Consider the following 13,140-nt stretch of genomic DNA (forward strand, 5'->3'; position numbering starts at 1 on the left):
CCTTTAATATAGAATACTATAAACATCTCAGTTATTATACTAATTTTATAACTATATTAAATTAATTATAGTGTTAATAAATGAAAAAATAAATAAATATCTATTTATAAATAATGAATTAGTTGACATTTTTATAAAAAAGTAGTAAAATTAATTTTGTTGTATAATAAGTGTTTATAATTCACATATTAAATATAATCAATATAGATTGATACTTAATATCTTGGATTTTTGTTCTTGTTATATAACAAAAATCAGAAAAATATTTGGAGGTCTCAAAGAATGAAAACAGGTAAAGTGAAATGGTTTAATGCAGAAAAAGGTTTTGGATTTATTGAAGTAGAAGGTGGAGATGACGTATTCGTTCATTTCTCTGCAATAGGTGGCGAAGGCTTCAAGACTTTAGAAGAAGGACAAATGGTTGAATTTAACGTAGTTCAAGGAAACCGTGGACCTCAAGCTGAGAACGTAGTAAAATTATAAGTAAAATTAACTGCCCTAAAGGGCAGTTTTTTTGTTTATTTTTTAATAGTATCTTCCTACCCATTGTATATTAAACATGGCTGAAACCCTACCACTCTATAAAACATCTTCCACCTATTACATGTTAATACTTACTCCACAACTGTAATTGTTTTGTGCATATTAAACTTATCATTTTTATATACTCTATTGTGTAAATGGGGTTGTATATTTGGATATGTTAGGTTTTGTGGAAGCTTATCAAATAACTTAACCTCAGTTATTTCTAAGCCTGGTAATTGGCCCATTTCTAAAATAACACCCACGTATAATCTTCCATATGTCGTTGACTGTCCTTTTGCTACAGAGTACTCAGAAATAGGTTTTATATCAAATTTTTTAGCTCCTGTCTCTTCAAATAATTCTCTTGCTGCAGTAGTATTTATACTTTCTCCTTCTTCCCTATGACCACCTGGTATTTCCCACGTATCTCTATCCTTATGTTTAACCAGCACTAATTTATCCTGATATGTCACATTTATTACAGCAAATTCTAACTTTGCATCATCTATTTCTCCTAAATCGTAAAATTCTATCTCCATATAATATCCTCCTAACCTCTATTTACTATTTTAGAAACTAAAAATTGCTTTAGGTTGATTCTTTAACACAAATATTGAGTTCTATGAAAATACAGACTGGTCGTTTGCAACACTTCACTGCTGGGCAATGGATCCAGGTTGTGTATAAAGAATATATTTTTGTCACAACAAATTTCTCCAGCAATTCAACATTTAACATTTAACATTCACCACTTTATTTGTTTCAGTATTTAAATAAGTGACTTGCATTCCTATATTGCAGTGCTTCTGAAATATGCTGTTGATTTATTGTTTCACAACCTTCTAAATCTGCTATTGTCCTTGATACCTTAATTATACGATTGTAGCCCCGAGCACTTAGCTTCATTTTATTAAAAGCAGCTTCGAGTATTGCTTGTGCATTTATTTCTATTTTACAATATTTCTTAATGGCTGAGGGTGTAAGCTGAGAATTATTAAATATTTCTGTTCCTAAATATCTCTTCCTCTGTAGCTCTCTTGCCTTTTCAACCCTCTTTCTTATTGTCTTGGAATCTTCAACCTTTCTTCTATTTACAAGATCACTATAGGCTACTGCTGCTGTTTCTACTACAATATCAATTCGATCTAAAAGTGGGCCAGAAATTTTCCCCATGTAGCGTTTGACCTGCTGTGGTGCACAAATACATTGCTGCTCCGTTTTCGTGCCATAAAAGCCGCAGGGACATGGATTCATTGATGCAACAAGCATAAACTTAGATGGAAAGCTATAGGATGCATTGACTCTAGAAATACTTATTTCTCCATCCTCTAAAGGTTGTCTGAGGACCTCAAGAGCAACCTTATTGAATTCTGGCAGCTCATCTAAGAAAAGAACCCCGTAATGACTTAATGAAACTTCACCAGGTCTTGGTATGCGTCCTCCACCTGTAAGTGCGATATTAGAAATGGTATGATGTGGCGACCGAAAAGGTCTCTGCTTAATTAAACCTTCTTTTGTATTTAATAATCCTGCTACACTATAGATTTTGGAAACCTCTATTGCTTCCTTAAAGGTCATCTTTGGTAAAATAGAGGGTAGCCTCCTTGCTGCCATTGTCTTTCCAGAGCCAGGAGGCCCTATCATCAGTAGATTGTGGTTCCCAGCAGCAGTAATTTCCATTGCCCTCTTTAGATTTTCTTGACCACTAATGTCTCTGAAGTCTAAATCTACTATATTATCTTCTTCAATATTTGATTCTTCACCTATTTGAGAATCAATAAAAATACTACCATTAATAAACTCAACTAATTCATGCAGATACTGTACTCCGATGCACTCCATGCCAATTGCATACTTGGATTCAGGAAGATTATCCTTAGGTAAAATTACTTTTTTAGCACCCCTATTATACATTTCTATCAACATAGGTAAAACACCGTTTACTTTGTTTATTTTTCCATCAAGGGATAATTCTCCCAATAATATATACTTCGAAGGGTCAAAATTCTCCTTAAGTTGCCCAGATGCCGCCAATATTCCTAGTGCGATTGGTAAATCGTAATGGGTACCCTCTTTTTTTGTATCAGCTGGAGCAAGATTAACAGTTATTCTCTTTAAAGGAAAGTCGAGATTACTATTATTAATAGCTGCACGTACTCTTTCCTTAGACTCCTTTACCTCAACATCTGCTAGGCCAACAATATTTATAGCTGGCAGTCCATTCGCAAGGTCTACTTCCACTTCAATAGAGCTGGCCTGTAATCCATTTATGGAGCATGATTTTATTTTTGAAAGCATTTAAGTTCACATCCCGTCCTTAATTAAAATCAAATTACTAATTTCGCTAAACTGTATTAAATTTCCTTTTATTATTTTGAAATAATTTGAAATTAATGTCAAAAATAGTTTATTTGTGTATAAAATTTTATAATTTTTTGATTGTTATATTCTTGTCCAATTTGACATAAAAATGAAAATATGATATATTTTATGACTACAGATTCATTTATTATTAGTAATAATTACCCATGTCCTTATCAAATCAATGCTTCCATTTTTCCAAATATATTGTCATAATATTCTGTTGATTAATATTCTAATAATCTAAGTATTTATTTAGCCTTTTCATCAAAAAATAGCTATATTAATAATACTGCTATTGTAAATACAAATTTATAAGGAGGAGATACGAATGGATTGTACAAAATTTGACAGCATCGATAATAGAGAAATATCCATTAATAGAGCAACTGAGTTAAAATCTAGGATTCAAGATTACCTTGACATAAAGGATAAAATTCCAAGGGGACTCTCTCCTGAACAAATAGAAAAAACAGAAGCACAGAAGAAAAAAATTCTTAATTTACTTAATGCTGCGGATGAAGATTGGGACAATTGGAAATGGCAGCTTAAAAATAGGATAAGTGATGTTGACTTTTTAACTAAAGTTATTGATTTAACTGAAAAAGAAATAAAAGCTATAAAACAGGTTCAAAAGAAATATAGATGGTCCATTTCACCATACTATCTATCTTTAATAGATAACAATAACAAGTACTGTCCCATAAAGCTAATGTCGATTCCATCAAATATAGAGATAGAGAAAAAAGCTGGAAAAATAGACCCTATGGGAGAAGAATTTACTAACCCTGCTGGATCAATAACAAGAAGATATCCAGACCGTTTAATTATTAATGTTACTAATGAATGTGCTATGTATTGTAGGCACTGTCAACGACGCAGAAATATTGGTACTGAGGACTTACATCAGTCAAGGGAGGTTTTACAGGAATCCATTGACTACATCAGGGCTAATCCTGAAATTAGAGATGTATTAATTACAGGTGGTGACCCCTTAACCCTTTCAGATGAAATGCTGGATTGGTTGTTGGGTGAGGTCCATGCAATACCATCGGTAGAGTATATTCGTCTAGGTACACGAACCATAGTTACTATGCCCCAAAGAATAAGTGATAATCTGCTTAATATACTAAAGAAGTATCCCCCTCTCTATATCAATACACATTTCAATCATCCTATGGAAATTACTAAGGAATCAAAGGAGGCCTGCGATAAATTAGCTAATATCGGTATTCCTCTAGGTAACCAGGCTGTTTTATTAAATGGAATTAATAACGACAAATTTGTAATGAGATTGATGAATCACGAAATGCTAAAATGTCGAGTTCGCCCATATTATATTTTCCATGCAAAAAAAGTCGTGGGTACTATCCACTTTAACACCTCTGTTGCAGAAGGAATAGAGATAATGGAATATTTAAGGGGATATACTTCTGGAATGGCAATACCGACTTATATTATTAACGCTCCTGGAGGAAAGGGAAAAACCCCTATTTTGCCCCAGTACATTATTTCCCATGGTAAAAATTATGTAAAGATTAGAACCTGGGAGGGTGAAATTATTGACTATCCTAGCTTCCCATCAAAGCCAATAGAGGATATTTTCAAATAAGTAATTAATAGTAATTAAAAACCACCAGCATTGCTGGTGGTTTAAATTTTAGTTATTATAGTACAGCTTCCTTAGCATAAACACTAACTTGCTTCTTGTCTTTGCCTTTTCTTTCAAACTTAACAACTCCGTCTACCAATGCGAAAAGAGTATCATCAGAGCCTTTTCCTACATTGTTTCCTGGATGAATTTTAGTTCCTCTTTGTCTAACTAGAATGTTACCAGAGCTAACAAATTGACCATCTGCTCTTTTAACTCCTAGTCTTTTAGCAATACTATCACGACCGTTTTTGGAGCTACCTACTCCCTTTTTACTAGCAAATAACTGAAGATCCATTACGAATAACATGACTTACACCTCCTTGTCATGAATATCTATATACTCAGAATATCCTAATTTTATATTTTTTAGTCCCATAACCATTGTCTCCAATAGTATATTGGCTTCTTGACGCTGCTTTACTGTTATGTTTTTAGGTATTTTACATTGAAGAAATCCGTTATTTATCTTAAATTCAATGTCTATTTTTAGAATTTCATGTAATCCAATTATAGTAGTTTGACCAAGAACAGAAACAGCAGCACACACAATATCTTCTCCATGGGCAGCAGCCTGTGCATGTCCCGAGATATTAAACTGACAAATTTCATTAATTTCGTTTCTATAAATCGAAATTGAAATCATAATGTCAAATCCTATGCATTGATTTTTTCAATGATTAGCTTTGTGTAAGGTTGTCTGTGTCCTTGCTTTTTTCTAAAGTCTTTTTTACGCTTAAACTTGAATATAACAATCTTTTTAGCTTTACCTTGAGTATCAACCTTAGCTTCAACACTTGCACCTTCTACAACTGGTGAACCGAAAGTTAACTTTCCATCCTTAGAAACTGCTAATACTGTGTCCAGAGTAACTACATCGCCTTCAGCAGCATTTACCTTTTCAACAAAAATAGCATCGCCTTCTTGCACTCTGTATTGCTTTCCACCTGTTTCAACAATTGCGTACATAAATACACCTCCTCATCCCAGTCTCGCCGAATACTAGGTAACATATGTTTTATAACCCGATCCGTGCGGCTACCTACAGAAATATATATTATCATAGTAGTAAGATTCTGTCAACCCTTTACTATTACTTTTCTTCAATGGCTTTCTCAACAATTTCCCGACTTCCCATTAGTTTAAGTTTGATATCGCCGTAGGGGACAAAATCACTTTCAGTGAAATAGGTAGTAATTTGGGTAATAGCTTCCATTTCCTTCAGCAACTCATTTTGTTCTTTTATATCATGTAATGAAAAAGGATGAACTTGAAAAAGCACTGCATTACAGCTGGTATGATGCATCATTCGCTTCAATTGCTTTTCTATTTTTCTAAACAAATGATACTCTGATAATATTTGTCCTGTTCCATTACAATATTTACATTCCTTTTGTAGATGAAAATCCAACCTCTGTCTCACCTTTTTACGTGTTATTTCCACTAGTCCAAGGTTAGTCATCCCTAAAATCTTAGTTTTAGTACGATCCTTTGCTAAAGCCTTCTCAAGAGCCTTTAAGACCTTTTCATCATGGGCTTCATTGGTCATATCTATAAAATCAACAATAATTATACCACCTATGTCTCGAAGCCTTAATTGCTTTGCTATCACTTCTGTTGCTTCTATATTAGTATTATACACAGTATCATCTAAATCTACACTTCCTACATATTTTCCAGTATTGACATCTATAACAGTCAATGCTTCTGTTGTATCTAATACAATATAGCCACCACTTTTCAGCCATATCTTTCTCGCCATACTTTTTTCAATCTGATTCTCTAGGTTATACTGAAGAAAAATATCTTCATCTTCATCCATCAAAACAAGTCTATCCTTCAATGTGGGTGAAATTAGATCAACAAGCTCCTTTGCACCTTTATATACCTCTTGATCATTGATAATAAAACGTTGTATTTCTTTACTAAATATATCTCGAATGGTTCGATTAACTAAATCAAAATCCCTATGAATAAGCCGTGGAGCAAACCCTAATTTTTTTTCCTTTTCAATTCTTTGCCATAGCTTAAGTAAAAATTTGATGTCATCTTTAAAATCTTCCTTGCTTTTTCCTTCAGCTACTGTTCTAATTATTACCCCCATGTTTTTAGGTCTTACTTCATCAATTTCTAACTTTAATCTTTCCCTTTCCTCTTCATTACCAATTCTTCTGGAAATACCAATATAGTCAGTTGACGGCATTAATACCAGGTATCTACCAGGAAGTGTAATATGGGTTGTTACTCTGGCCCCCTTAGTGCCTATAGGCTCCTTAATAACCTGTACCAATATCTCTTGTCCTGCTTTAAGTACTTCTTTAATAGAAAGGTCTTTATAGGCTTCTGTTTCGATATTTAAAATATCTTGTGGAATAGCATCCTTAACATACAAAAAACTGTTTTTCTCCAAGCCAATATCCACAAAAGCTGCCTGCATCCCCGGTAATACATTGGCAACCCTACCTTTATAAATATTACCTGCAATACGCTTATCGTTTTTCCTCTCTATGTACAGTTCAACCAATTCTTTATTCTCAATAAAAGCCATTCTGGTTTCTGTAATCCCTGCATCTACAATAATTTCATTCACTTTCCCAACTCCCAACCTAATTATATGCTCTTTAAATCCTCTAAAGGTGTAACAAAGGTTCCCTCCACCTCTTTAAAAAGCTCTAGTCTATGAATCCTCATTGATTCCAAATTAATTTGCAATTGAGTAAGCTCCATAAGCTTTTCGATTACAATTTCAGGCTTTAGATTACCTACACTTCCAGCAGCCAGATTCATTTTAAAAATAGCTTGCTCTTCCTCCAGCGAAAGGAGTTCTATAGAATAAATATTGGGTCTTATATCTACATGTTGAACAGTTTTTTGGTTTTTCCTGCCCTTTTTCTTTTTTTCCTTTATTAATACAATTTCCTCCAGTCCAGTAAATCTTTCTAGCTCAGTAGTTAATTCTTCTTTACTTATTGGAGTCTGAAGGCTGACCTTAACAAGATATACGGATCTTTTAATTACTGCCATTAAGGATTCTTCCTTTGATGATATATAGGTACATTGAATTATTTTCAGACCATTTGGAAGCACATTATTAAGCCTATCTACGAAGCTTTCTGTTTGTATTTCTTCATCCAGCTGAATATCAATATACTCTGCAGCGCTGCTTATTCCCAAGCCTAGAGCGGTGGCAAAGGCCATAATTGGGTGAGGATTAAAGCCTTGAGTATGAGATATGGGTATGTTGGCTCTTCTCATTGCTCTTTCAAAAACCCTCATTAAGTCAAGATGGGATATAAAAATCAGATCTTCATTCTTCGAAAATCTAGCACGTAGTCTAAACATTAGCATATACCCCCTATAAATCCTTGATTTATTCCACAGCCGGAACAATTGGTACGACAATCCACTGTTAGTTCTCCAGACTTTGCTTTTTCATTCTCTCTTACTAAAAAATCCTTACTAACTCCAACATCTATATGATCCCATGGAAGAATTTCATCGTAGCTACGTCTTCTATTTGCATAAAAGGCTGGATCAATCTCACATTCATCGAATACCTTCATCCATCTGTCAAAATCGAAATGCTCCATCCAACCGTCAAATTTACATCCTACTTCTAATCCTCGTGCCAATACTTTAGACAGTCTCCTATCACCTCTAGCAAATACAGCCTCCAAAAAGCTTGTTTTAGCATCATGATAATTAAAGGTTATTTTTTTACTTCTTAATCCATCAACAAGAAATTTCTGTTTTTCATATATTGCTTCTAATGTATCCAGTGGCTCCCATTGAAATGGTGTAAAGGGTTTTGGTACAAAGGTTGAAGCACTTACAGTAACATTTAAACCCTTACCACGCTTTTCTTTTTCTGTATGATAATAGCTGTCTACAACCTTCAAGGCCAAGTCACGTATACCATCAAGGTCCTCAAAGGATTCCGTCGGAAGACCTATCATAAAATAAAGCTTTACACTACTCCAACCAAGACTAAAGGCCTTTTCAACTGCATTCGTTAGGTCATCTTCTGTTAGTCCTTTATTGATTACATCCCTTAGTCGTTGACTTCCTGCTTCAGGTGCAAATGTAAGTCCAGTTTTTCTAATTTTTTGTATTTCTTGTATAAGCTCAAAGGTAAAATTATCTAACCTTAAGGATGGTAAAGAAATACCTACTTTATCCTTCTCGTATTCATCAATTAAATGTCTTACCAGCTTGTCCAATTTGGAATAGTCACTTGTACTAAGTGATGCTAAAGATATCTCTTCATATCCGGTATTTGCAAGTAATTTCTCTGTTAAATCCTTTAATCGATCAAATCCCTTTTCTCGTACTGGACGATAAATCATGCCGGCTTGACAAAATCGACAACCCCGGGTACATCCTCTAAATACCTCCAGCATAATACGATCGTGCACTGTATTTATGTAGGGTACAATTATTTCTTCTGGGTAGAAAACCTCATCTAAGTTTTCAATTATTCTTTTTGTTATTTTCTCAGGTACCGAATTATTTACTGGACTTACAGCTTTTATAGGTCCCTCCTGATGGTACTCAACATTATATAAACTAGGTATATATACTCCTTGTATAGGTGCAATTTTAAGTAAAAAATCGCTTCTTTTAAAATCATCCTTCTTTTTCATGTTTTCGTAATCCTTTATCACTTCCAGCGTAACTTCTTCTGCTTCCCCAAGAATTACTATATCAACAAAATCTGCAAGAGGCTCTGGGTTATAGGCGCAGGGTCCACCCACCATTATAAGTGGATCTTCTTCTCCTCTTTCACTGGCAAACAATGGTATGCCTGCCAAATTCAGCATGTTCAATATATTAGTATAGCTTAGTTCGTATTGCAGGGTGAAGCCTAAAAAATCAAAATGTTTAATTGGCTGTCTACTCTCAAGACCAAATAAAGGAATCTTATTTTTTCGCATCTCTTCTTCCATATCTATAGCGGGAGAAAAAACCCTTTCACAAAAAATATTATCTTCTTTATTTAATAGGTGGTAAAGTATCTGCATACCAAGGTGACTCATCCCAATTTCATAGATATCTGGAAAGCAAAATCCAAAGCGTATTGTTTCGGTATCTATATTCTTATGATAACTATTTAACTCGTTTCCTAAATATCGGGCAGGTTTCTCTACCCGAAAAAGTATATCATGTATATCTAGCCTATTCATCTATGTACCTCCAATCAGTATTAAAAAACTTACCTTATAAGTATATGATAACATAAAGAGTTTGAAAATATGTTATTGTATACTTTCTTTTCGTTTTATTATTTTTATGTACGCAATCAGCGTAATTTGACCACCATATTTAGATATACCATCAATAATTTGACTTTCCGTAAGTGTTCCAATCAGCATGCCTTCCCTGTCAATTACGGTAACAAAATGGTACTTTCCAGATTTGAAGGAACTAAATATCATGTTCAAATTCACTGCATCTAAAACAGTTAAGTGTTCAGTATTCATGATTCCCTTATTTAATAATGTTTCTTTTTTTCTGATGATCTCCTTCATAAGAAGAAAAACAGCCATCTTTTTTTCTGCATTAGCTTGATAATATAGATACATGGCTAATGGAATTAAGTAGATGTTATCTAATGATAAGTAGGACAAATATATACCTAATACTAGTATCATTATTGAAAATACTTTCCCTATAGCTATAGACAAAAGCGTAGATTTCTGAATGCCATAAAATATAGATATAATAGCTCGTAATACCCTCCCGCCATCCAACGGGAAAATAGGCAATAGGTTAAATGCTCCTATTGCCACATTTGAAAGTTGAAAAAAATATATATACGGGCTTCCTACTATATTATAAAAAATAAGCAATTCAGCAAGAAATAATAATAATAAATTTGAAAATGGACCTGCTGCTGCTATCAAAACTTCATGGGATGGTTTAATTACATAATCATGATCCATCTTGGCTACTCCACCAAAGGGAAACAATTCTATTTTTTCTATTTTAACATTTACCTTTTTGGCTACAAGATAATGGGATATTTCGTGAATAAAAACAACAAGGAAGATAATTAGCATCTCCCTTAAATATCCAAAAACAAAGCTTATTAGAAAAATAGGTAATAAAAGCCTATTAATTTTTAATTTTAAATCTCCCACCTGAAAGGTTTTCATGTCATGCCCACCTTAATTATTATATTTTAATATCATCTTTGAGTACATCTATATACTCAAGTGGGTTTATAGCTTCTTTTCTATACCACATTTCAAACAGTAACTTATCAGAGCTTATTCCAATTAACTCTCCCTTTACAATTCTTTGATTAATTTCTACATTTGTTGACTGAAGATGTTTATATATTGATATAAGTTCACCTCGATGTTTAACAACTAAATAATGCCCTAATGCCTGACTAGAGCTTGCCTCTATAACTACTCCGTCGCCTGTTGCCACCACCTTCTGACCGTCTGATTCCTTAAGCAGTATTCCATTTAATGTCTTGTTGGTATCTGGATCTACTTCATTAAAACTTAGGACAATTTGTCCATCCATAGGAAGTATGAATTCACTTCCTACATCAGTATTAAGATTTAATACTGCCAATAGTTTATCACTCGTGCCTATCATACCCTTGCTCCAATTTAACGCTGTATAGTAAGATTCCTTTAAATCAAACTCCTTATTTACCTGTAGTTGTATACTATCTATTACTTTATAATTAAATCTATTGTCAATTACCTTGATAGTATAAAGAATAGCTATTAATGAAACACAAATAATACTCCTAATCACTGTTTTTTTTACCCATCCATGGAAGTCTATTTTAAAGGATCCATTATCGTCACTAGTAAAGCTATTTTGAAATATTCTTAATGGCTGTTGATTTCTTCTCATTAAGCTCATCTGTAATTCTCACTCCCTTTGCATAGATTACTATAATATATTGTTTAAGTGAGTATTTTATTACAATGGCTAGGTGGATTTTAACCGCAATAAAAAAAGACTATTTTGAAAATAGTCTCTAACAATAATTTTAAATTTAAATAATACCTATTAAATTCTCTATTTTCTTCGTCTCTATTAGCATTACTTATTTAGAGTTTGGGTTCTTCTATGTTTCCGCCACTCCATATCTCCACGTTCAAGTCCACGTATTAACAATTCACCAGTTGCAATATTTGTGGCAACTGGAATCATATGTACATCGCATAAGCGAATAAGGGCTTGAATATCTGGTTCGTGGGGCTGCGATGTCATGGGGTCCCTTAAAAATATCACCATATCCATCCTATTTTCAGCTATTTCAGCACCAATTTGCTGATCGCCTCCCAATGGACCAGATTCAAATCTATGTACATTTAAGCTGGTGGCTTCCATTATTCGCTTTCCAGTGGTGCCTGTAGCAAATAATACATGGGGCTTAAGAATATTCTCATAAGCTGTAACAAAGCTTATCATTAAATCCTTTTTTTTATCATGTGCAATAAGTGCAATATTCATAAATAACCTCCAGAGTTAATCACGATATCTATCCTTCATTTTTCGGATAGGAATGTTTGCTACCAAAGCAGGAATTGAAGTCTCGTCGAATTCTCTCTTGGTTTTTATAATCTTAATTTCCAAGCCTTCTTCATCAATTTCCATGTAATCAGAAATAACTTTAATGATATCCCCCTTCACCATTTCAAGAAAGTGAGGAGAGCAATTGGTTCTGTCATGTACCAGCACCAGTTTCAGCCTTTCCTTTGCAACGTTTTTACTTGTTCCACTATCTCTACTAAAAAATTTAAATAGATCCATCATATCTCCCCCTCCCAATTCTTATTTAAATCCGAAGATTTTTCTTAGTTTAGAAACAAACCCGTCATCAGTCTCCATATTTACAAAAGGTACTTCTTCTCCAATAATTCTCCTTGTGATATTTCTATAGGCTTGACCTGCTAGTGAGTTATTATCCGTTACTACTGGTTCACCCTTGTTAGTGGAAATTACAATTGATTCATCATCTGGTACTACACCAAGTAAATCAATAGCCAAGATATCAATCATGTCTTCGATATTCATCATATCGCCTTTTTTTACCATCTCTATTCTAATTCTATTAATAATTAAGGAAGGATTTCTTAATTCAGCAGCTTCTAATAGGCCAATAATCCTATCAGCATCTCTTACAGCAGATATCTCCGGTGTTGTCACAACAATTGCTCTATCGGCACCAGCTATAGCATTTCTAAAACCCTGCTCAATTCCTGCAGGACAATCGATAATAATATAATCATACATTTCTTTTAACTCTGCAGTTAATTTCTGCATTTGCTCAGGAGTAATCGCATTCTTATCTCTTGTTTGAGCTGCCGGAAGTAGAAATAAGCCTTCATATCGTTTATCTTTAATTAATGCCTGCTTCAAACGACAAACGCCTTCGACAACATCAACAATATCATAAACAATGCGATTCTCAAGACCCATTACAACATCTAAATTTCTTAAGCCAATATCGGCATCTACAACAACAGTTTTATACCCTAATTTTGCAAGTCCTGTCCCTAAATTTGCGGTAGTAGTAGTCTTTCCTACACCGCCTTTTCCCGATGTTACTACGATAACTTGTGACATTTATT

Annotated in this window: 15 protein-coding genes; 2 read left to right on the plus strand and 13 right to left on the minus strand. The window is 33.8% G+C overall.

Annotation, left to right across the window (positions count from 1 at the left end):
* Window positions 1–282 precede the first annotated feature (282 nt).
* On the plus strand, window positions 283–483 hold the full coding sequence (locus tag BLP68_RS04495; protein WP_091540538.1) for a cold-shock protein: 201 nt from the start codon (window positions 283–285) through the stop codon (window positions 481–483).
* 131 nt (window positions 484–614) lie between these two features.
* Here BLP68_RS04495 and BLP68_RS04500 read toward each other — a convergent pair whose 3' ends face one another.
* Together BLP68_RS04500 and BLP68_RS04505 are read right to left on the minus strand one after the other, a co-directional pair.
* Entirely contained in the window at window positions 615–1,064 is a 450-nt protein-coding gene (locus BLP68_RS04500; protein WP_091540540.1) for an NUDIX hydrolase, read from the minus strand.
* A 223-nt stretch (window positions 1,065–1,287) separates the two neighbouring features.
* Window positions 1,288–2,823 (minus strand): YifB family Mg chelatase-like AAA ATPase, encoded by a 1,536-nt coding sequence (locus tag BLP68_RS04505; protein ID WP_091540543.1) that lies wholly within the window; start codon window positions 2,821–2,823, stop codon window positions 1,288–1,290.
* 394 nt (window positions 2,824–3,217) lie between these two features.
* Between BLP68_RS04505 and eam the strand changes: the two genes are divergently transcribed.
* Window positions 3,218–4,498, plus strand: a complete 1,281-nt coding sequence (eam, locus tag BLP68_RS04510) for a glutamate 2,3-aminomutase (protein ID WP_091540545.1) — start codon at window positions 3,218–3,220, stop codon at window positions 4,496–4,498.
* 55 nt (window positions 4,499–4,553) lie between these two features.
* Here eam and rpmA read toward each other — a convergent pair whose 3' ends face one another.
* From rpmA to minD, 11 genes are all read right to left on the minus strand, one after another.
* On the minus strand, window positions 4,554–4,847 hold the full coding sequence (gene rpmA / locus BLP68_RS04515) for a 50S ribosomal protein L27 (RefSeq protein ID WP_091540548.1): 294 nt from the start codon (window positions 4,845–4,847) through the stop codon (window positions 4,554–4,556).
* A gap of 3 nt (window positions 4,848–4,850) precedes the next feature.
* Window positions 4,851–5,183: a ribosomal-processing cysteine protease Prp gene (locus BLP68_RS04520; RefSeq protein ID WP_091540551.1), complete on the minus strand. Its 333-nt coding sequence runs from the start codon at window positions 5,181–5,183 to the stop codon at window positions 4,851–4,853.
* Between the two features lie 11 nt (window positions 5,184–5,194).
* Entirely contained in the window at window positions 5,195–5,506 is a 312-nt protein-coding gene (gene rplU / locus BLP68_RS04525) for a 50S ribosomal protein L21 (RefSeq protein ID WP_091540554.1), read from the minus strand.
* 124 nt (window positions 5,507–5,630) lie between these two features.
* Complete coding sequence (locus BLP68_RS04530) at window positions 5,631–7,127, minus strand: Rne/Rng family ribonuclease (RefSeq protein ID WP_091540556.1); 1,497 nt, start codon at window positions 7,125–7,127, stop codon at window positions 5,631–5,633.
* 20 nt (window positions 7,128–7,147) lie between these two features.
* Complete coding sequence (locus BLP68_RS04535) at window positions 7,148–7,879, minus strand: TIGR03936 family radical SAM-associated protein (protein ID WP_176758865.1); 732 nt, start codon at window positions 7,877–7,879, stop codon at window positions 7,148–7,150.
* A complete protein-coding gene (locus BLP68_RS04540; protein WP_091540561.1) occupies window positions 7,879–9,720 on the minus strand; it encodes a TIGR03960 family B12-binding radical SAM protein in 1,842 nt (613 codons plus the stop codon). The genes BLP68_RS04535 and BLP68_RS04540 overlap by 1 nt, the downstream gene beginning before the upstream one ends.
* Before the next feature lie 72 nt (window positions 9,721–9,792).
* Window positions 9,793–10,692 carry a M50 family metallopeptidase gene (locus tag BLP68_RS04545; RefSeq protein ID WP_091540564.1) on the minus strand — a complete coding sequence of 300 codons (900 nt, stop codon included), beginning with the start codon at window positions 10,690–10,692 and terminating at the stop codon, window positions 9,793–9,795.
* A gap of 19 nt (window positions 10,693–10,711) precedes the next feature.
* A complete protein-coding gene (locus BLP68_RS04550) occupies window positions 10,712–11,422 on the minus strand; it encodes a murein hydrolase activator EnvC family protein (RefSeq protein ID WP_091540566.1) in 711 nt (236 codons plus the stop codon).
* A 183-nt stretch (window positions 11,423–11,605) separates the two neighbouring features.
* The gene (mgsA, locus tag BLP68_RS04555; RefSeq protein ID WP_091540569.1) at window positions 11,606–12,019 is read right to left on the minus strand and encodes a methylglyoxal synthase; all 414 of its coding nucleotides are present in this window, start codon (window positions 12,017–12,019) and stop codon (window positions 11,606–11,608) included.
* A gap of 15 nt (window positions 12,020–12,034) precedes the next feature.
* On the minus strand, window positions 12,035–12,322 hold the full coding sequence (gene minE / locus BLP68_RS04560; protein WP_091540571.1) for a cell division topological specificity factor MinE: 288 nt from the start codon (window positions 12,320–12,322) through the stop codon (window positions 12,035–12,037).
* Window positions 12,323–12,340: 18 nt separating this feature from the next.
* A complete protein-coding gene (gene minD / locus BLP68_RS04565; RefSeq protein ID WP_091540574.1) occupies window positions 12,341–13,135 on the minus strand; it encodes a septum site-determining protein MinD in 795 nt (264 codons plus the stop codon).
* Window positions 13,136–13,140 lie beyond the last annotated feature (5 nt).

It is taken from the genome of Alkaliphilus peptidifermentans DSM 18978 (genome assembly GCF_900101495.1).
In the GTDB taxonomy this organism is placed as follows: Bacteria; Bacillota; Clostridia; order Peptostreptococcales; family Natronincolaceae; genus Alkaliphilus_C; species Alkaliphilus_C peptidifermentans.